An 18960-nucleotide genomic window follows, 5' to 3' on the forward strand; every position below is an offset into this window, starting at 1 on the left:
CAAACTCAGGCCTCCAACCGCAGCCGGGGATCGGGGTGGGGTCCCTCTGTCTCGAGGCGGTACTCCGTGCCGAACATCTCTCGGTGCATGTCGATGACCCGCTCGGTCGGCGGCTCCTCGCCGCCATGAATCTGCGCCTGTAGAGCCTCGAACCGTTCGTGGGCCTCCCGCACATAGCCGGCGCCGAGCGTCGTCAGGTCCATCTGCGTTGCCAACAACTCTCGCAGGTAGGCCTTGTTCGGCTCGAACGTCAGCGAATTCGGCAACTCGGGCGGGACAATCTCCTCCGGGTCCCGGTCATCGTGCTGGCGGAACAGGTCGGTGGCGATCCGCAACTGCTCGAGCTCCATGTTCAGGTGCAGTTCCCAGACGGCCTTCACCTTCGCGTCGGTCTCCTGCTGCATGAACGAGTGGTAGAGGTAGACCTCGTTGTACTCGTGCAGCAGCAGCCGTTCGAACCACGTCTCGTTGGGGTCCATCAGGGACTCGTAGTGCGTGACGTGCTCTTCTTCGATCAGGCCGATTTCCTGATAGAGCTGGCGCGCGATCGGCTCCATGTACAGCGGCCCGACGTTGGCATAGAAGTTCATCGTCTGCTGCTCGGACGACATGATCGTCAGCGCATGCAGTTTCGACAGTGGCTGGGTCGCGAACTTGTCATACGGGTCGCGGACGTTGTCGATCGGATGGCGGTGCTCGACCTTGGTGGGCCGGCCCGGCATCACCTCCGTGAGTTGGTCGACGACCTTCTCGGCCTTGCGATGCTCGATCATCTCGTAGAGGTTGGCGTACCGGTACAGGTGGTCGAAGTCCTCCAGGACGCCGAACTGGTAGGCCTGCTTCAGGTACTCGTCGGGCTCGGCCCGAGCGACCCATGCCGTCAGATCGACGGCCACCTGCTCGTAACCCAGCGTGGTCTCCAGGACCGAGGCCGTGCCGGGCAGCAACCAGTTCACCACCTTCTGCTGCTGCTGTTCGATGTAGCGGACCTGTGCCAGCTGTTCTTTGACCTTCCGGTCCGCGCACACCCGGGAGAAGTGGTGGCTGAACATCAGGGCCTCGACCTCGATGCCGTTCATCGTGATGATCCGACAGCGGGTGTACGGGTCGACGTCGTCGGGGTGGATCGGTTCGACGTTGAGTTCCCGCCAGTTACGCAACTGTTTGTCGAGCGGGATGCCCTTTTCGGTGAATGGGTTGAACGTCATTGGTTACCTTTCCTGATCAATCAGTTGATTGACGTGACGCTTGCCGCAAAGCGTCCCGAACCCGATCCGCCACCGCTGCGAACGGCCCCAGCATGAGATTGGCGGTGGCCGATTCCACGCCGGGGTGCGGGTGCGTCGGGGCTGTGGCCTCGGCGGCACGTACCGCCGCGGCCAGCGTCACAAGCTGCGCCGGGCTGGTGCGGCGACGCAGTTGCGTGAATTCGTAGCGCTCCTCGGCGCGGGCGTGTTCGAGCACCTCGTGGCGCAGTACCTCGAGAAGCTCGTCGAAGCCCTCGCCTTCTACGCCGATCTTTTCCAGCTCCTTGAGCTTTTCTTTGGCGTCGTGTTCTTCGGCCAGCCGGTCCTCAGCCACACCGGAGCCGCCGGGTGCCGTACGGGTGAGCGGATGCACGACCTCCTCTTCAGCGGTCTCGTGCACAGCAAGCAACCGCACCAACCGGTCGAACGCTTCCTGCTTCTCGTTCCCCTGCGCGAGTTTGACGTCAGCGAACATGTCGCGGATTTGAGAATGCTGCTTGATCAGAAGCGACACCACGTCACTGCTCAGTGCCATGTCCAGCGTCTGTTGGTCTGACATACAAGCCTCCGTTGTCCGTGTGCGCCGTACTTACCCAAACGAAGGCGTCTCAACCCCAAACCCGCAACGCAGTTCCGAGCGTCCCCTTCGACGAGCTTGCTGATCGTCTCGACTCCGACCTCGCGTAGGGCGCACGCCGCTGGTCCGATCAGCCGCGCCATCCCTTCCTCGTACCGGCTTCGGGCGTGATGAGTTGGGCTCGAACGACGAAATTTGTCGTCCAGCGCCGGATCGTCTTCATTCCTGATGGAAGGGTGTGCGTGCCGGATGGCCGAACACAACCCTCGCCGATCTGGCACAACGACCATCTCAGAGAGCCGACCCGACGCCGACTTATCGACTGCCGTTGAGACCGGAATCAGTCGTCTAGGTCAGGTCGCGCAGCTCGTTGCGCAGGATCTTGCCGGTGCTGCTGCGCGGCAGCTCATCGGTGATCGTGATGTCGCGCGGCACTTTGTAATTCGCGAGGTTCTCCCGCACGTGCTTCTTGAGGTCGTCGACGGTGACGGTGTGGCCGGCCGCCGGGACGACGAACGCCGCCAGCCGTTGGCCGTACTGCTCGTCGTCGACGCCGAGGACGGCCGCCTCGGCGACCGCGGGGTGGGCGACGATCGTCTTCTCGACCTCGATGGGATAGACGTTCTCGCCGCCGGAGACGATCATCTCGTCGTCGCGCCCGACCACGAACAACCGCCCTGCCTCGTCGAGGTAGCCCATATCGCCCGAGGCCATGAAGCCGTCGTGAAAGTCCTTGGTGGCGCCGGAGGTGTAGCCGTCGAACAGGGTGGAACTGCGGACGAAGATCTGCCCGACCTCACCGGCGGGCAGGGCGCGGTGGTCGGCGTCGAGGATCCGCAGTTCGGTGCCGTCGGCGGGCCGGCCCGCAGTGTCGGGTGCCGCGCGCAGGTCCTCCGGTGTCGCGGTGGCGATCATGCCGGCCTCGGTGGCGTTGTAGTTGTTGTAGATGACGTCGCCGAACTCGTCCATGAACGCGGTGACGATGTCGGGCCGCATCCGTGAGCCCGACGCGGTGGCGAACCGTAACGTTCTGCCGCTGTAGCGTTTTCGGACCTCGTCGGGCAGTTCCATGATGCGGTCGAACATCACCGGCACCACGGCCAGGCCGGTGGCCCGGTGCCGGTCGATCAACTCCAGCGTCGCCTCGGGGTCGAACTTGCGGCGGGTGACGATGGGACACGCCAGCAGGGCTGCGAACAGCAGTTGCGAGAAGCCCCAGGCGTGGAACATCGGGGCGGCGATCACGATCGGCTCCTCGGCGCGCCACGGCGTGCGGTCCAGGACGGCCTTGAGGTCACCGGCGCCGCCGCTGCCCGCGGAACGCTTGGCGCCCTTGGGGGTTCCGGTGGTGCCCGAGGTGAGCAGGATGATGTCGCTCTTGCGGTCGGCCGGTTGCGGGCGCTGCCCCAGATGCGCGTCGATGAGCGCTTCCAGGGTGGGGATGCCTGCCCCTTCTCCTGTTGCGGTGTCCGTGTCGGCGGGGGTGTCGACCCACGCCAGGATCCGCTGTGCCTGCGGCCGGTTCTGCAGCGCGCGGTCGACGGTCTCGGTGAACTCCTGGTCGTAGATCACGACGTCGGCGCCCTCGCGGTCGATGACCTCGGCCATCGCCGGGCCGGCGAACGAGGTGTTGAGCAGCAGCACGTCGGCCCCGATACGGTTGGCTCCGACCAGCGCCTCGATGAAACCCCGGTGATTGCGGCACATCACCGCGACGGTGCCCGGCCTGCTCTTCTGCAGCGCCACGCCGAGCGCGTCGCACCGGTCGTCGAGTTGTCTCCAGGTCAGCGTGCCGAGTTCGTCGATCACGCCCGGACGGTCGGGACACCGCTGCGCCGCCGCGGCGAACCCCACCGTGGCGGTCAGCCCCGCACGGCGCATGGCCTGGCCCATCCGCAGGTAGCGGTCAGGGCGCATCGGCGCGATCAGCCGTGCGCGCCACAGCGTGGTCAGCAGTCCGAACTGGTCGGCCATCAGCCCAGCACCGGGAAGCGACGTTTGCGGGCCAGTTCGTCGAGCGCGGCCTGCATCACCGACCGCACGTGGTGGTCGACCTCGTCGACGTCGGGGTCTGCCCCGAACCGTTCGGTGATGTCGATGGGGTCGAGCACCCGGGTGACGATCTTCGACGGCAGCGGAATGTTGGGCGGGAAGATCACCGAGAGGCCGAACGGGAACCCGACGCTGACGGGCAGAATCTCCATCCGGGCGCGGGTGAGTCCGATCCGCCGGGCGATCGAATCGCCCCGGGCCAGGAACATCTGGGTCTCCTGCGCTCCGATGGACACCACCGGCACGATCGGCACGCCGGTCTCCAGCGCTGTCCGGACGTACCCGGTGCGCCCGGCGAAGTCCACCTTGTTCGCCGTCATGGTCGGCCGGTACGAGTCGTAGTCGCCGCCCGGGAACACCAGCACCACCGCACCCGAGCGCAGCGCGTCGGCGGCGTTCTCCCGGCTGGCCTCGATCACCCCGGCCTTGCGCAGCAGGTCGCCGAGCGGGCCCATGAACACTCCGTAGTGCGCGAGCGTGTACAGCGGGCGGTCGAATCCGAAGTACTCGTAGAACGCGGGCGCGAACACCATCACGTCCGGGGTCAGCATTCCGCCGGAGTGATTGGAGACCACGAGGGCGCCACCCTCGGCCGGCACCGAACCGATGCCACGCACCTCTGCCCGGAAGTACCGTCTGATCAACGGACCCACCCAATTGGTGATCTGCCGCGTGAATCCGGGGTCCCACTCGGCGGTCTCGGCACGCTCGTCGGACATGATCCCGATTATGCTACTCTCCAATACGGAGAATGTCATATCCGCAGCTAGGAGCATGTGATGTCCGGTGCCGTCCTCGTTACTGGCGGCTTCGGCCTCGTCGGTTCAGCCACCGTCCGGCGGCTGGTCGAACTCGGCAGGCAGGTCGTCGTCGCCGACCTCGGCACCCCGGCCAACCGCACCGCCGCCGAACGCCTTCCGGCCGGAGTGACCGTCCGCTGGACCGATCTCACCGACGCCGAACAGACCTCGCGCCTGGTCGCCGAGGTGGCGCCCGAGGTGATCATCCACCTTGCGGCGATCATTCCGCCGGCGATCTACAAGAATCGCGCGCTGGCGCGGCGTGTCAACGTCGACGCGACCGCGACGCTGGTGGGCGTCGCCGAGGCGCAGCCCACTCCCCCGCGTTTCGTCCAGGCGTCCAGCAACGCGGTGTACGGCGCGCGCAACCCGTACCGATCCGCCGACCCGGTCACCGCCGACACGCCGGTGAAACACTCCGATCTGTACAGCACCCACAAAGCCGAGGCCGAGGCGATCGTGCGGGCGTCCTCGCTGGAATGGGTGGTGCTGCGACTGGGCGGGGTGCTCAGCGTGGACCCCAAGGCCATTCCGTTCAATGCCGATGCGCTGTACTTCGAGAGCCTGCTGCCCACCGACGGCCGGATGCACAGCGTCGACGTCCGCGACGTCGCATGGGCGTTCGCCGCAGCGACCACCGCGGACGTCGCCAGAGAGATCCTGCTGATCGCCGGCGACGATTCGCACATGCTGCTGTACGGCGACATCACCCCCGCGCTCGCCGAGGCGCGCGGGCTCAAGGGCGGTCTCGGACCGGGTCGCAAGGGCGACCCCGACGATGACGACGCCTGGTTCGTCACCGACTGGATGGACACCACCCGGGCGCAGGAAGCGCTGCAGTTCCAGCACTATTCATGGCAGGACATGATCGACGAGTCCCGCCGCAACGCCGGGGTGTCGAAGTACGTGCTGCCGCTCGCCGCGCCGCTCATCCGCGCGGTCCTCAAGCGGCGCTCGGCGTACTGGAATCAGCCCGGCCGGTACGCCGATCCGTGGGGTGCGATCAAACGCAAGTTCGGCGACCCCGCACCCGATTCGTAGCGACTGCGGCCGCGTTCACGCCGGCCCGAGCGTCGGCGCACCGGTCTGCGGGTGGAAGTACCAGCCGCCTGCCGCCTCGGTGCCGCCGTCCACATGGAGGGTCTGGCCGCTGATGTAGGCCGACATGTCCGAGGCGAGGAACACCGCCGCCGAGGCCATCTCGTCGACGTGGCCGGCCCGTCCCATCGGCACCATGGCGCCCATCGTCTCGGACAGGTCGCCGGCGGCCAGGTTCTGCAGGCCTTCGGTGACGGTGAGATCCGGGGCCAGCGCGTTGACGCGGATCCGATGCGGCGCCAGTTCGAAGGACGCGGTCTTGGTGTAGTTGACCACTCCGGCCTTGGCCGCGGCGTAGGCGGCGTATCCGGGTGCGGCGCGGCTGCCCTCGATCGAGGTGATGTTGATGATGCTTCCGGGTTCGCGAGCCTGCACCAGCCTGCGCGCCACCCGCTGCGTGCAGAGCAGCACGTGCCGGAGGTTGCTGCGATACAGCGCATCCCAGCCGTTGTCCGAGGTCTCCAGCAACGGTGAGTGGAACGTCCCGCCGGCGTTGTTCACCAGGATCGACACGGTTCCCAGCTCGCGCTCGGTGCGTTCCAGCGCGGCGTCGACGGCCGCGCCGTCGCGGACGTCGGTGGGCAACCCGAGCGCACCGGCGGCCGCCGCCGCGTCGGCGCAGCTGACGGGGTCGCGTTCCCAGATGGCCACCGACGCGCCGAAGGCGGCCAGTCCCTGGGCGATCCCCCTGCCGATGCCGGCGCCGCCGCCGGTGACGACCGCGACGCGGCCGGTGAGCAGGATGTCGGACGGGGTGATGGCCACGGTCGACCGGATCAGCGCGCCGGGGCGGTGCCGATGACGCCGTCGGCCTCCAGCGCCGCGATGTCGTCGACGGAGAGCCCGAGCTCTCGCAGCACCTGGTGGTTGTGCTCGCCGAGCAGCGGCGCTGGGCGGGTGTGCACGCGGTCCGGGCCACGCGAGCTGCGGAACGGCAGCGTGCTGTGCGGAGTCGGGGGGTTGACCGGATGCTCGACCTGCTCGAAGAACCCGCGCTCGGCCAGCTGCGGTATCTCGGTCTGCCGGTGCGGTTGCAGGACCTTGGCGACCGGCACCCCGCTGTCCCACAGCGCGGAGACGATCTCGTCGCCGGTGCGTTCGGCGCACCAGGCCGACAGGTGCCGGTCGATCAGGTCGTGCCGGGCGTGCCGGACCGCCGCGGTGCGCAGTTCGTCAGCGGCAGCCCAGTCCGGGCGGCCCAGCACGTCGCACAGCCGGTCCCATTGGGCGTCGGTGCTCACCGCGACCGCCACCCAGCTGTCGAGCCTGCCGAACTCGTCGATCTCGTTGGTGCGGTACAGGTTCTGCGGCGCGGCGGTGGGCCCGCGGTTGCCGGCACGCTGCAGCAGCGCGCCGTAGGCGGAATACTCGATGACCTGCTCGGCGGCCACGTTCAGCGCGGCGTCGACCATCGCGGCCTCGACCAGCACGCCCTCCCCGGTGCGGCGGCGGTGCTCCAGCGCCAGCAGGATCGCGTTGAGCGCGTGGATCCCGGCGTTCGGATCGCCCACCGAATACGGTTCGAACGGGTTGAGGTCCGGATAGCCGGTGAGCCAGCTGATCCCGGCCGCGGCCTCGATGACGTACGCGAAGGCCGGGTTGTCCCGCCACGGCCCGTCGAGGCCGAACCCCGGCATACGGACCATCACGACGTCGGGCTTGGCCGCCTTCACCGCGTCGTAGGTCAGGCCCATGCTCTCCAGCACCCGCGGGGTGAAGTTCTCGACGACGATGTCGCTGGTCGCGATCAGCTTGGTGAGAAGGTCTCTGCCGGTGTCGCTCTGCAGATTCAGGGTGATGCCGCGCTTGTTGGTGTTCAGGCCCGAGAAGATGGGCGAGCGCTCCCACCACTGCTCCTCGGTGACCGGGATGCCGGCGATCAGCCGGGTGCCGTCGGGGTGGCGGGTGGACTCGACGTGGATCACGTCCGCGCCCAGCATCGCCATCTGGTGGGTGCAGCTCGGCCCGGCCCAGAACGTCGTCATGTCGATCACGCGGAGGCCGTCGAACGGCTTGCCCTCCCGCCGCGGAATAGTGTTCCGGGCTGCTTCCAGGCTGGAATCGCCACCAGGAACGCTATTCCGCGGGGAGAGGAGTGAGCGGTAGTGCTCGGTGTGTTCGCCGAGGCGCGGGGCGGGCTCGGGATGGCGCAGCGTGGCCGGTGTCATCCGGTACGGCAGCGCGGGCTGGGTGAACCCGTCGCGAGGGTTCACCACGAACGAGCTGCGCGCCTGGAAGTGGTCGAGCTGTTCGACGTTGGCGCCGGTGGCGACCGGGGCGTTCGGGATCCGGAACGCGGTGGCCAGGTCCCGGATCTCGTCGACGGTCTGGTCGGCGACCCACGCGTAGAGCTCCTCGGCCCGCTCGTTGGCCTGCTGGGTGATCGACAGCGGCGAGTCCTCGTCGATCCACTCGACGTGCCCGGTCATCGCGCACAGGTCGAACCACTGCTGGGCGGTGCCGCAGCCGATGTCGACCAGCCCGTCCTTGGCGCGGGCGATGCCCGGCACCGTCAGCCGGCGGGCGTCACGCCACGGCCGGCCGAGCATCTCGTAGTAGCTCACCGGGTAGTAGGTGAGCCCGAGGATCGCAGTCTCCAGCATCGACAGGTCGATCAGCTCGCCGCCGCCCCGCATCCGCGACGCGAGCGTGGCCGCGCTGGCGTACGCACCGGACAGGTATTCGCCGACCTGCCCGCCGACGTACACCGGCGCCCGGTCCGGGGCGCCCCGCCCGAGGCCGACGATCCCACCCGACCAGGCCTGCAGGGTGAACTCGGTTGCCGGACGGTCACTCCACGGACCGCGCAGACCGAACGGCGTGATCGCGGTGACGCTCAGGTGCGGGTGTCGGTCCCGGATCTCGTCGGGTCCGAACGCGGCATCCGCTGCCGCCCCGGGCCCCGGCGACCAGATGACGGCGTGCGCACCGGCCAGCAGCGCGTCGACGAACTCGGCGTCGACGCCGGGTTCGGCAACCACCGAGTGCTTCGAGCACGCCAGGTAGGAGAACAGCGCTCCGTCCGTGCCGTCGATGATGTCCGCCCCGGAGACGGTCCATGCCCGCAGCGGATCACCCTGCGGTGGCTCGACTTTGACGACTTCGGCGCCGCCGTCGGCGAGCAGCTTCGTGCAATAGGCGCCGGCGATCCCACTGGACAGGTCGACGACGACGTAGCCGGAAAGCGGTGGTGCGGGCACTGGGGGCACCGACCCCCTAGTCCTTCGCCCGGTTGCGCTTGCTCAACCGGAACTCGGGCGGGAACTTGCTGTCGTTGTCGTTGACCGCCGCCGACAGACCGGAGTCGATGGACTCGAACATGTCGAGGTCCTCGTCGCTGTCGTTGGCCACCCCGTTGCCCATCGACTCGAAGAACGCGCTGAGCAGGCTGCCCATGTACTCGCCCTGCTGCTGCTTGAAGATCTCGAAGAACATCTTCTGCTGGAACACGGTGTCCACCGGGCGGTTCCGCGCACAGGCCATCGCGTACTTCTCGGTTTCGGCCTCCAGTTGGTCGCGCGTCACCACCTTGTTCAGGAAGTTGCAGTCGTACATCTCGGCGGCGGTGAACGGCCGTCCGGTGAAGACCATCTCCTGGAACTTGCGCAGCCCCATCATCTGCACCCAGGTCCACATCCGCGGCCCCCAGCCGTGGTAGCGGAACGACGGGTGACCGAACAGCGCGTCGTCGGAGGAGATCACCAGGTCGGCGTCCGCGCACTGGTAGAAGTGCCAGCCGTAGCAGTAACCCTTGGCCTCGACGATGCTGATCTTCTTGAAGTCCTGCAGCGCCCGGTTGCCTGCCTGCGAGTTGGCGTACCAGGAGCTGATGGTGGCGCCGTTGCGGAACGTCCCCTTCGGCGGATAGGTCACCTCACCGACGCCGTCATCCTCCAGCCGCAGTTCGGCCAGTCGCACCGCGGGATTGTCGTTGCCCTCCATGAACTCCGGCAGATCCGCACCGCTGCCCAGGTTGTCCCCCACGCCGCGGATGATCACCACCTTGACGTCGTTGTCGGCGTTGGCCGCCCGCAGCACGTCGGCGTACCGCAGCCGCGCCATGGACGTCGGCGCGTTCAGGAACTCGGGCCGGTTGAACGTGATCGTCGCGATCTTGGTCTTCGGGTTCTTCTCGTAGAGGATGATCTCCTCAGGCGCGGGCCGCTCCGCGGCGGAAGGCGACGGCCGGTCAGCCATGAACGACCTCGCCGTAGGCGGGCACGTCCGAGAGGACCTCGGCGCCGGCGGCGGTGATCAGCACCGCGTCGCGGGTGAACACCGCCCCCACGCCCCGTTCCCACACATAAGCGGTGACTGCGAGCACCATGCCCTCCTCGAAGGGTTCGGAGTCCGCGGTGGCCCGCAGACTCGGGGACACCACCGGCGGGTCGAAACCCAGTCCGAGGCCGTGTGCCACCGGCATCGCCGGCAGCGGTTCGCCGGCCTGCTGGTAGGCATCCAGCAACGCGCTCGTCGGCCTACCGGGGCGGCAGGCCTCGATCAGGCTGTCCCAGAGTTGGTCTCGGCGCCGGTACAGCGCGCGCACGGCGTCGGTCGGCTCGCCGACGTGGAGCGTGCGGGCCACTTCGGCGACGTAGCCGTCGGCCAGCACGCCGGCCGACACCGCCACCAGGTCACCGTCGCGCACCGGGCCGTCACCCTCGGCGCGGCGCCACGGGTGCTCCTTCGAGGTCACCCACGCGGCATCCTGGGTCGCGGGCGTACTCACCCCGCCGGCGGCCTCGGCCTCCAGAACGGCCCCGGCCAGGGCGGCGACGGCGGTGCCCGCACCGAGCGCGGCGACACCGGCCGCCAGGCCCTTCTCGGCCACCGCCAGCGCGTGGCGCAACGCCTGCACCTCCTCGGGCGTCTTGATCCGCCGGGCCGCCTGCATGGCCTGCTCGGCGTCGACCAGCTCCGCGTTCGGGAAGGCCATCGGCAGCAGTTTGGCGAACGTCGGTGTCAGCGCGTCGGTTCCGACCCGGCGGAACGTGTCGGCGCCCTCGATGTTCTGCAGGATGCCGACCAGCGTCATCGGGTTCCACGCGAAGCCGTACAGGTTCTCGTGCGGGATTTCCTCGGGGATGCCCTCGTCCCAGGTGCTGTTGAGGTGGATCTCGCCCGTGGCACGCACGAACTCGCAGATCGGCCCGAACGGGCGGGTGCCGACCACCCACAACTGCGGGGCCCCGGAGATGTAGCGCACATTGGCCTGACGCCCGAGTACCAGGATGTCGAGATCGTGGGCCTCCATCTGCGCGAGGGCACGTTCGCGGCGGCTCAGGCGCAGCGCGCGGCCGTCGGCTTCGATCTCAACTCCCATTGGACACCTCATACGGGTCGTACGGATAGGAGGTCAGCGGCATCCAGCCGCCCTCGGTGACCACCACGATCTCCTCGCCGCGGTAACCGCCGGTGCCGTCCTCCCAGACGATCGGCTCGAACACCAGCAGCATGCCGTCTGGGAAGACGAAGTCGTCATCCCACTTCTGGCCGAGATCCGTTCCGATCATCGGCATCTCGGCCGCGCTCGTTCCGATGCCGTGGCCCAGGTAGAAGTGCGGCAGCCAGGGTTTCTCGCCTCCGGCGGCCGCGGTCGCGGCGCGGCCGAGGTCGCCACAGGTGGCGCCGGCCTTCGTCACCGACAGCACTGCGTCGACGATCCGCGCCCACCGGTCGAACTGGGTCTGCTGCGCCGCGGTCGGATCCTGACCGACGATCCAGGTGCGGCCGTGGTCGGAGCAGTAGCCGTGATAAGCGATGGACACGTCGGTCCACAGCACGTCCCCCTGCGCCAACTCACGCTCGGTGGTCAGCAGGGGCAGCGCGAGATCACCGGTGGTGGTCCAGGCGCCCTCGGCCTTCGATGCGGGCATGACCTGCCAGATCGAATCGAACATGTTCGTGGTGGCGCCGAGTTCGAAGGCACGGCGGACGAACTGGGCCGACAGGTCGATCTGACGAGCGCCGGGCGCCAGCGACCGCTGGATCTCGGCGACGGCCTGCTCGGTGATCTGGCAGGCCCGGCGGACGCACGCGATCTGGTCGATGGTCTTGACCAGTTTCGCCGCGCCGACGACCGGGGCGGCGTCCACGGGCGGGCTGGGGAACAGTGCAGTGCCTGCCCGCCGCATCGCTCCGGTCAGCTCGTCGGTCGCGACGTTCGCGCCGGCCGGGACGAGGCTCGCCAGGATCCGCGCGAATTCGGCCACGCCCTCGTCGAATTCGAGGTAAACCGGCCCGTGCAGATGGTCGTCGGGCAGGTCCGACTCCATCGCCGCGCCCTCACGGAACGGCAGGAACAGATGGGGGTGCTCGTCGCCTGCCAGCACGACCGCGACCGGGCGCTCGACATGGGACAGACCCGCGTCGGCCAGCGGCCAGCTGATGCCGGTGGCGTACATGACGTTGCCGTTGCCCAGCAGAACCAGGGCGTCCACACCCTGTGCGGTCATCGCGGCGTGGAGCCGCGCCCCGACCTCCCGGCGCATCCGGGTGAAGTCCGGCTCGGCCGGGATGTCCAGCCACGTGTAGCCGGTCCGGGCGATCTGCGTGACGCCCGTTTCCGTGGACGCCGTCATGAGATGCCGAGGAACTTCTGCACGTTCGTGGACACGATCTTGACGGCGGCTTCCGGACCGACCGCGTCCACGACGGTGGCCAGCGACTTCTCCGAGTACCCGAACGTGCTCTCGTTGTGCGGGTAGTCGCTCGACCACATCACGTTGTCGACCCCGATGCGGTCGATCAGCTGCAGGCCCAGCGGGTCGACCATGAACGACGCGCTCATGTGATTGGCCCAGTAGTGGTTCACGTCGTGCTGCAGTTCGTGATTGAACATGTGCCGGTAGGACGCGAGCATGTGCTCGGCATCCTGCAGCGCGGTCGGCACCCAGGCGATGCCGCCCTCGAACCAGCCGATCTTCAGGGACGGGTGCCGGTCCAGGATGCCGGAGAACACGTACTTGGCGAACTGCTCGCGGAACGAGTCGACGTTGACCATCATTCCGACGACCACGCTGTTGTTCTGGCACGGGGTTTTCGGGGGCGTCTCCCCGATGTGGTGGCTGACCGGGATGCCCGCGGCTTCGATCTCGTCCCACACGGCGTCCATGCTGGTGCTGCCGTAGTCGTAGATGTTGCCGTCGTCGTCCTTGCCGGGGTTCAGCGGCAGCAGGAACGTCTTGAGCCCCAACGCCTTCAGTTCTTCGAGGGTGGACCGGGTCCCGGCAGGGTCCCACCAGTTGATCAGCCCGACTCCGTAGAAGTGGCCGTTCGAGCGCTCCTGCAGGTCGGCGATGTGCTCGTTGTAGATGCGGAACACCCGCTCGCGCAGCCCTTTGTCCGGGTAGTGGAACAGCGCCAGCACCGCGTTCGGGAACGCGAGCTCCTTGTCGATGCCGTCCTCCTTGAGTTCCCGGATCCGCGCCTCGATGTTGTTCGACGCCGCGCCGGCGAGGTCGTCGTACTGCATCAGCACGCGCCCGAAGTCACCGCCGGTCCAGGCCTTGCCCTTCATCCCGACCATGTACGCGCCGTCCTCGTACCAGATGCGGGGCGCGGCACCCTTGAGCTCCTCGGGGAACCGCTCGTAGAAGATGTCGTCGGCCACCGAGATGTGATTGTCGGCGGAGAAGATCACGGTGTCGGCGGGGAGCCCGGTGACGGCGCCGGCCGAATGGCCGTGCCGGTGCTTGGGTGCGCCGAATCCCTCGGGCGGATAGAGGGTGGCCGGGGGGTGGGTCGGTGACGGAACGGTCGGGGTAGACATCGTTGGTGCTCCAATCGGGCTGTGGTAGAAGGCTGTTACCAGGTCACCGGTAGTTCGTAGACGCCGTAGGCGAGGCGGTCGTGCTTGAACGGGACCTCGTCGAGCGGGATGGCCAGCTTCATCGTCGGGATCCGGCGCAACAGCGTGTGGAACACGATCTGCAGCTCGGCGCGTGCCAGTTGCTGACCGACGCACTGGTGCCTGCCGTACCCGAAGCCGAGTTGCTGGTTCGCGTCGCGGGTGAGGTCGAGCTTGTCGGGCTCGGGGTAGGTATGCGCGTCCCAGTTGGCCGGCGCCAGGTCGAGGATGATGCCCTCCCCCGCCCGGATGGTCTCGCCGGCGATCTCGATGTCCTCGGTGGCCACCCGCCGCTGCCCGTTCTGGATGATCGACAGGTAGCGCATCAGCTCCTCGACCGAATTGGCGATGAACTTCGGGTCCTCTGAATCCCGCAGCAACGCAGCCTGTTCCGGGTTGTCCAGCAGTGCGCAGATACCGATGCCGATCATGTTGGCCGTCGTCTCGTGGCCGGCGATCAGCAACCCGGTACCGAGCTGGGCGGCTTCCTTGACGCTGATCTCACCGGCGGTGACCCGCTCGGCCAGGTCGGACACCGCGTCCTCGGCCGGGTTGGCCTGCTTCTCCTCGACCAGGTTGATCAGGTACTGATGCAGGCTCATCGCGCCCTTCTGCATGGCGTCGGCCGCGGCGTAGCGGGCCAGGCCGGCATTGGCGTGCTCCTGGAAGAACTCGTGGTCCTCGTACGGCACGCCGAGCATGTCGCTGATCACCCGGGTCGGCACGGGAAGTGCGAGCTTGGCGACCATGTCGGCAGGCTGCGGGCCCGCCAGGATCTCGTCGATGCACTCGTCGGTGACCTGCTGGATCACCGGACGCAACGCCTCCACCCGGCGGAACGTGAACGGCTTGGACAGCATCCGGCGGAACCGGGTGTGTTCCTCGGCGTCGGAGGTGAAGACCGAGCGCGGCCGCTTGTCCACGGTGGACAGCATGTGCTCGTTCCAGTGCGGGAAGCCCTCGATCCGGTCGTCGACGCTCACCCGGGAGTCGGCGAACAGGGTGCGTGCGGCTTCGTGACCGGTGACGAGCCAGGGCGTGGTGCCGTTCCAGATCCGCACCCGCGACAGCGGTGTGGTCTCGGTCATCTCCAGCATCTGCCGCGGCGGCGCGAACGGGCAGGCCGCGGCACGCTCCATCGGGTACTCGGGGATCGCGGACACCGCCTGCTCGGCGAGCGTGTCTGTCATCAGTTCTCCTCGATGTCGATAGCCAAAGCCGGGCATGCGGCGGCGGCTTTGCGGATGTCTTCTGCGTACTCGGGTCCGGGCTCGGGAATCAGCAACTCGACGACCCCGTCATCGTCGCGCTGGTCGAAGACCGCGCCGGCGTTGAGCACGCACTGACCGGACGAGACGCACCTGTCCTGATCGACCGTGACCTTCATGTCAGGGCAGCTCCGTGACCGGGGCGTGCCACAGGCCGATTATCGCGTCGATCAGCCCGGACGCCGCGGCCTGCCACGACGTCCGCGGCACGGGCGAACCCTGCGCCAGCAGCCGCTCCCGATCCGCGCAGGTGTGCATCAACAGGTTGCGGCCCATGATGTTTCGCTCCACCCGCACGTCGACGGGCAGATCGGGCAGACACCCGTTGATCCCGTCGAGCACCCGCACCAGCGACGGTGAGGACAACGCGTCCTTGACGACCATGTTGTGGTAGGCGGGATCGGTCATCACCTGGGCGGCGAAGCGGGCATACCAGGTCGGATTGCCCAGCGCGGCCAGGTGATCGGTCAGCGGGCACACCAGCGCGGCCACCCAGTCGCGCATGTCGGTCGAGGGCCCGATCTCCGCGATCCGCCGCTCACGCAGTTCCTCGATCGGGCCGCGATGCTTGTGTTCGATGGCGCGCACCAGGTCGGCCTTGGTCCCGAAGTGGTAGCCGACCGCGGCGTTGTTGCCCTGTCCTGCAGCCTCACTCACCTGCCGGTTCGACACCGCGAAGACGCCGTGCTCGGCGTAGAGCCGCTCCGCCGCCTTCAGGATCGCCTCTTGGGTGCTGGTCGCGCGGTCGGCGCGCACAGTCCTCGCACTCGTCACCCCCACAGTGAACCCGGTCACACCCGCTAAGTCAAGCGACTGATTTAAAAGTTCCATGCCCGCCTAGCCGGTCGTCGGCTTGCGCGCGATGACCTTGCCGGCGACCGTGCCGCCGTCCACGGGCAGCACCGTGCCGGTGACATACCTCGACCGGTCCGTCGCCAGGTACAGCGCCGCCTCGGCCACGTCGTCGGCGGTGCCCTCCCGCTTCAGCGGACGGTCGTCGCGCATCTGCTGCCGGATCCTGGCCTCGAAGCGCTCCAGCCGTTCCCGGTCCTCGTCGGTGGCCGACGACGCCAGGATCGGCGTCGGGATGTTGCCGGGGGCAAGGCAGTTGACGCGCACCTCGTAGTGGGCGAGTTCGATGGCCGCGCATTTGGTGAAGTGGATGATGGCCGCTTTGGACGCGCGGTAGGTCGAAACCCCGCCGCCTGCCTGGATGCCGCCGATCGACCCGAGGTTGATGATCGATCCGCCGCCGTGCTCGGCCATGTGCCGGGCGGCATCGCGGGTGCCTGCCATCACGCCGAGGAGGTTGACGCGCATGACCCGGTCGAACTCCTCGAGGTCCTCGTGGAACAGGCCCTTGCGCAGCGGACTGGAGATGCCCGCGTTGTTCACCATGACGTCGAGCCCACCGAGGGTCTCGACCGTCGAGGCCACGAGGTCGGCGACCTGCGCCTGGTCCGCGACGTCGGTGTGGCGGTAGACGGTCTTGGCGCCTTGTGAGTTCAGCTCGGTGGCGAGGGATTCCCCGAGATCGTCGCGGACGTCGGCGATGACGACCCCGGCGCCTTCGGCGGCGAAGCGCTCGGCGATGCCCCGGCCGATTCCCGACGCCCCGCCGGTGACGACGACGACCTTGCCGACGAGTTCGTTCATGTCTGCTCCTCGAAGAAGTCCAGCAGCTGCTGGTTGACCGCGGCGGGTTGCTCGATCTGCGGGCAGTGGCCCGCGTCGTCGATCACCGCGGAGCGGCCGTGGGTGATCTGCCCGGCGATCTCGGCCGCCCACCCCGCGGGCAGTAGTTTGTCGCCGCGCCCCTCGAGCACCAGGGCCGGGACGGTGATGCGGTCGTAGGCCCGCGCGCTGCTCGGGGTGGCAGGCGGTTCGAGGCCCGGCCGCCGGAAACGCGCTGCGGCCAGCGATTCCCAGGCCCCCGGTGCGATGCTCGATTCGTACCGGCACCGGACGTAGTCCTCGTCGGCCGGGTAGGCGGGGTCGGCGAACAGCGCTGCGACGATGCGGCGCATGCCCTCGAGCGTCGCGTCGTAGTCGTAGAGCGCGGTGACGTGCTCGTTGCGCTGGATCTCCCCGCCGCCGCAGATGGCGACGAGGCTGCGGACCGGCAGCACCGGCTTGTCGGAGGTGGCATCGACCAGGAGATTGATGGCGCCCATGGAGTTGCCGACGAAGTGCGCCGACTCCACGCCCATCACCTCGCAGAAGCGGGCGATGTGCCTGATCCGCATCCCGCGGCCGTCGGTGAAGTCCACCACTTTGGCCGATTCGCCGAAGCCGAGCATGTCCGGGGCCAGCACCCGGTACCGCTGCGCGAGCGCACCGATCGTGTGTTCCCAGCCGATCCTGGCGTTGGCGCCGAACTCGCCGCCGTGCAGCAGCACCACCGGATCGCCCTGTCCGGCTTCCAGATAACCGGTGCGCAGGCCGTCGACCAGCACCGTGCGCTGATCGATCACATTCTGTCCCTGTTGGTCTGCGCGAATGCCAGCACCTGGGTGGCCAGCAGGTCGAGCTGGTTGGCCACGGCCCGGCCCTGCTCGGTGTCGGCCAGCTCGCCGGACTCATCCCAGATCGGTTCGGCGGAGTTGATGGCCACGCCCAGCGGTGTCGGCCATGCCCGCAGCGCATGGCCGATACCGCGGAGCTGGGTCAGGGTGCCGACGGCCGCCTGCCAGCCGTAGGCGCAGCTGATGCATCCCCACGGGGTGTTGTCGAGGTAGACGCGGGGATCCTCTCGCAGATCCTCGATGTAGTCGAGCGCGTTCTTCACCAGACCGGAGACGGCACCGTGGTATCCGGGCGAGCCGACGACCACGGCGTCGGCATCGCGCAGGTTCTCGACCAGTTCCAGCGCGCGGGGCGTGCGCTCCAACTCGTGCGGCGCGTACATGGGCAAATCGAGGTCCTCGGCGCTGAACAACCGGGTGCGTCCGCCCTGCCGCTCCACCGATGCCAGGCAGTAGCGCAGTGCGCGCTCGGTCGACGAGTTCGCCCGCAGTGTCCCGCCGAGGCCGACGATGAACGGCCGGCCGGTGCCGGTCACTTCCCCGCTCATTTGATCGCGATCGGGCTGACGGGTGCCCCGACCGCACCGACCACCTTCAACGGCGGTGCGACGAGCTGGAATTCGTAGACGCCGTCGGCGGCGCAGTCGGCGGCCAGCGGCCCGAGGTCCCAGTACTCGCCGAGCATCAGACCCATGTCGCGAAGACACAGCATGTGCATCGGCAGGAAGGTGCCCTCTACGCCCTTACCGGGATCGGGATCCTCGACCATCAGGTTGTCGGCGGCCACCGCGGCCACCTCGTGACGGTGCAGCCACGACGCGCAGGTCCAGTGCAACCCCGAACCGGCCTCGCCGCCGTCTCCGGTGGCCAGGAAGCGCGTCCACCACCCGGTGTGCACGACGACGATGTCGCCGGAACGGATCTCGATGTTCTGCCGGGCCACGATCTCGTCGAGCTCGTCGGGCGTGATGGGTGTGCCGGGCTCGCAGAACGTGTCGGCGCCGCGATGGGCGACGACGTCGAGAAGCACACCGCGCGACGTGATCCCCTTGTGGTCGACCTTCTCGATCCCGAGGTGGAATGCGCCGAAGCTGGTCACCGAATCCGCGGGAAAACCGTTGTACAGCTTGTCCTCGTAGTACACGTGCGACATCGCGTCCCATTGGGTGGCCGCCTGCAGCGGCATCACGATGATGTCGTCGTTGAAGCGGAACGGGTTGTCGGCGAAGAAGGCGCTCATGTCCGCGGCCACCGCGTTGCGCAGCCACTGCGGGCCGTACTCGACCAGCGTGGAGGCGTCGCCGCCGTCCACGGTCATCACGTGCACCGGGTTCTGCCGGAACTTGAAGGCGCCCTGCGGTCCGCCCGCGCTGAAGTCCCCGCCCAGCGAGATCACCTTGCCCTGCTTGACCAGCCCAGCCGCCTCGGCGACCTTCGCGGGGGTGATGAAGTTGAGCGTGCCGACCTCGTCGTCGTCGCCCCACCGTCCCCAGTTACGGACCTCGTCGGCCGTCCTGCGGAAATCCTTCATCGTGCCGGTCATC

Annotated in this window: 18 protein-coding genes; 1 reads left to right on the forward strand and 17 read right to left on the reverse strand. The window is 68.2% G+C overall.

All coding sequences use genetic code 11. The features are described from left to right. Positions 1-5 precede the first annotated feature (5 nt). The 4 genes from C6A87_RS19410 to C6A87_RS19425 all read right to left on the reverse strand — a co-directional run bounded on the left by C6A87_RS19410 (position 6) and on the right by C6A87_RS19425 (position 4634). Positions 6-1208, reverse strand: coding sequence for a hypothetical protein (locus tag C6A87_RS19410; RefSeq protein WP_311113760.1), 1203 nt, complete (start codon positions 1206-1208; stop codon positions 6-8). Positions 1209-1224: 16 nt separating this feature from the next. Further along, entirely contained in the window at positions 1225-1806 is a 582-nt protein-coding gene (locus C6A87_RS19415; RefSeq protein WP_311113761.1) for a hemerythrin domain-containing protein, read from the reverse strand. Positions 1807-2172: 366 nt separating this feature from the next. Beyond that, the gene (gene fadD12 / locus C6A87_RS19420) at positions 2173-3798 is read right to left on the reverse strand and encodes an acyl-CoA ligase FadD12 (protein ID WP_311113762.1); all 1626 of its coding nucleotides are present in this window, start codon (positions 3796-3798) and stop codon (positions 2173-2175) included. Beyond that, positions 3798-4634, reverse strand: coding sequence for a lysophospholipid acyltransferase family protein (locus C6A87_RS19425; protein WP_396836903.1), 837 nt, complete (start codon positions 4632-4634; stop codon positions 3798-3800). Before C6A87_RS19425 ends, fadD12 begins: the two co-directional genes overlap by 1 nt. A gap of 21 nt (positions 4635-4655) precedes the next feature. Here C6A87_RS19425 and C6A87_RS19430 point away from each other — a divergent pair, with 21 nt between their 5' ends. Then, the gene (locus C6A87_RS19430; RefSeq protein WP_311113764.1) at positions 4656-5717 is read left to right on the forward strand and encodes an NAD(P)-dependent oxidoreductase; all 1062 of its coding nucleotides are present in this window, start codon (positions 4656-4658) and stop codon (positions 5715-5717) included. A gap of 15 nt (positions 5718-5732) precedes the next feature. Here the strand turns inward: C6A87_RS19430 and C6A87_RS19435 are convergent, their stop codons facing one another. Genes C6A87_RS19435 through C6A87_RS19495 form a run of 13 tightly spaced genes read right to left on the reverse strand, consistent with a single transcriptional unit; the run spans position 5733 to position 18959 of the window. After that, positions 5733-6539, reverse strand: a complete 807-nt coding sequence (locus C6A87_RS19435; protein WP_311113765.1) for an SDR family oxidoreductase — start codon at positions 6537-6539, stop codon at positions 5733-5735. A gap of 11 nt (positions 6540-6550) precedes the next feature. Next, positions 6551-8983, reverse strand: a complete 2433-nt coding sequence (locus C6A87_RS19440) for a CoA transferase (RefSeq protein WP_311113766.1) — start codon at positions 8981-8983, stop codon at positions 6551-6553. A 7-nt stretch (positions 8984-8990) separates the two neighbouring features. Further along, entirely contained in the window at positions 8991-9971 is a 981-nt protein-coding gene (locus tag C6A87_RS19445) for an enoyl-CoA hydratase/isomerase family protein (protein WP_311113767.1), read from the reverse strand. Further along, on the reverse strand, positions 9964-11097 hold the full coding sequence (locus C6A87_RS19450) for a M24 family metallopeptidase (RefSeq protein ID WP_311113768.1): 1134 nt from the start codon (positions 11095-11097) through the stop codon (positions 9964-9966). The genes C6A87_RS19445 and C6A87_RS19450 overlap by 8 nt, the downstream gene beginning before the upstream one ends. Then, a complete protein-coding gene (locus tag C6A87_RS19455; protein WP_311113769.1) occupies positions 11087-12355 on the reverse strand; it encodes a M24 family metallopeptidase in 1269 nt (422 codons plus the stop codon). The genes C6A87_RS19450 and C6A87_RS19455 overlap by 11 nt, the downstream gene beginning before the upstream one ends. After that, positions 12352-13545 (reverse strand): amidohydrolase family protein, encoded by a 1194-nt coding sequence (locus tag C6A87_RS19460; protein WP_311113770.1) that lies wholly within the window; start codon positions 13543-13545, stop codon positions 12352-12354. Before C6A87_RS19460 ends, C6A87_RS19455 begins: the two co-directional genes overlap by 4 nt. A gap of 35 nt (positions 13546-13580) precedes the next feature. Continuing rightward, positions 13581-14813, reverse strand: coding sequence for a cytochrome P450 (locus tag C6A87_RS19465; RefSeq protein WP_311113771.1), 1233 nt, complete (start codon positions 14811-14813; stop codon positions 13581-13583). Beyond that, on the reverse strand, positions 14813-15010 hold the full coding sequence (locus tag C6A87_RS19470; protein ID WP_311113772.1) for a ferredoxin: 198 nt from the start codon (positions 15008-15010) through the stop codon (positions 14813-14815). Before C6A87_RS19470 ends, C6A87_RS19465 begins: the two co-directional genes overlap by 1 nt. Position 15011: 1 nt before the next feature. Further along, a complete protein-coding gene (locus C6A87_RS19475; RefSeq protein ID WP_311113773.1) occupies positions 15012-15722 on the reverse strand; it encodes a TetR family transcriptional regulator in 711 nt (236 codons plus the stop codon). Positions 15723-15728: 6 nt separating this feature from the next. Next, positions 15729-16547, reverse strand: coding sequence for an SDR family oxidoreductase (locus C6A87_RS19480; protein ID WP_311113774.1), 819 nt, complete (start codon positions 16545-16547; stop codon positions 15729-15731). Beyond that, positions 16544-17365, reverse strand: coding sequence for an alpha/beta fold hydrolase (locus C6A87_RS19485; RefSeq protein ID WP_311113775.1), 822 nt, complete (start codon positions 17363-17365; stop codon positions 16544-16546). The genes C6A87_RS19480 and C6A87_RS19485 overlap by 4 nt, the downstream gene beginning before the upstream one ends. Beyond that, on the reverse strand, positions 17362-17964 hold the full coding sequence (locus C6A87_RS19490; protein WP_311113776.1) for an NAD(P)H-dependent oxidoreductase: 603 nt from the start codon (positions 17962-17964) through the stop codon (positions 17362-17364). Before C6A87_RS19490 ends, C6A87_RS19485 begins: the two co-directional genes overlap by 4 nt. Continuing rightward, positions 17961-18959: a cyclase family protein gene (locus C6A87_RS19495; protein WP_311113777.1), complete on the reverse strand. Its 999-nt coding sequence runs from the start codon at positions 18957-18959 to the stop codon at positions 17961-17963. Before C6A87_RS19495 ends, C6A87_RS19490 begins: the two co-directional genes overlap by 4 nt. Between the last annotated feature and the right edge of the window lies 1 nt (position 18960).

The sequence above is a fragment of the Mycobacterium sp. ITM-2016-00317 genome (assembly GCF_002968295.1).
Lineage (GTDB): Bacteria > Actinomycetota > Actinomycetes > Mycobacteriales > Mycobacteriaceae > Mycobacterium.

Bases quoted from the DNA above. Each gene is read 5' to 3' on its own strand.
- C6A87_RS19410 (WP_311113760.1), bottom strand. From the start codon at position 1,208: ATGACGTTCAACCCATTCACCGAAAAGGGCATCCCGCTCGACAAACAG.
- C6A87_RS19415 (WP_311113761.1), bottom strand. From the start codon at position 1,806: ATGTCAGACCAACAGACGCTGGACATGGCACTGAGCAGTGACGTGGTG.
- fadD12 (WP_311113762.1), bottom strand. From the start codon at position 3,798: ATGGCCGACCAGTTCGGACTGCTGACCACGCTGTGGCGCGCACGGCTG.
- C6A87_RS19425 (WP_396836903.1), bottom strand. From the start codon at position 4,634: ATGACATTCTCCGTATTGGAGAGTAGCATAATCGGGATCATGTCCGAC.
- C6A87_RS19430 (WP_311113764.1), top strand. From the start codon at position 4,656: ATGTCCGGTGCCGTCCTCGTTACTGGCGGCTTCGGCCTCGTCGGTTCA.
- C6A87_RS19445 (WP_311113767.1), bottom strand. From the start codon at position 9,971: ATGGCTGACCGGCCGTCGCCTTCCGCCGCGGAGCGGCCCGCGCCTGAG.
- C6A87_RS19450 (WP_311113768.1), bottom strand. From the start codon at position 11,097: ATGGGAGTTGAGATCGAAGCCGACGGCCGCGCGCTGCGCCTGAGCCGC.
- C6A87_RS19455 (WP_311113769.1), bottom strand. From the start codon at position 12,355: ATGACGGCGTCCACGGAAACGGGCGTCACGCAGATCGCCCGGACCGGC.
- C6A87_RS19460 (WP_311113770.1), bottom strand. From the start codon at position 13,545: ATGTCTACCCCGACCGTTCCGTCACCGACCCACCCCCCGGCCACCCTC.
- C6A87_RS19465 (WP_311113771.1), bottom strand. From the start codon at position 14,813: ATGACAGACACGCTCGCCGAGCAGGCGGTGTCCGCGATCCCCGAGTAC.
- C6A87_RS19470 (WP_311113772.1), bottom strand. From the start codon at position 15,010: ATGAAGGTCACGGTCGATCAGGACAGGTGCGTCTCGTCCGGTCAGTGC.
- C6A87_RS19475 (WP_311113773.1), bottom strand. From the start codon at position 15,722: ATGGAACTTTTAAATCAGTCGCTTGACTTAGCGGGTGTGACCGGGTTC.
- C6A87_RS19480 (WP_311113774.1), bottom strand. From the start codon at position 16,547: ATGAACGAACTCGTCGGCAAGGTCGTCGTCGTCACCGGCGGGGCGTCG.
- C6A87_RS19490 (WP_311113776.1), bottom strand. From the start codon at position 17,964: ATGAGCGGGGAAGTGACCGGCACCGGCCGGCCGTTCATCGTCGGCCTC.
- C6A87_RS19495 (WP_311113777.1), bottom strand. From the start codon at position 18,959: ATGACCGGCACGATGAAGGATTTCCGCAGGACGGCCGACGAGGTCCGT.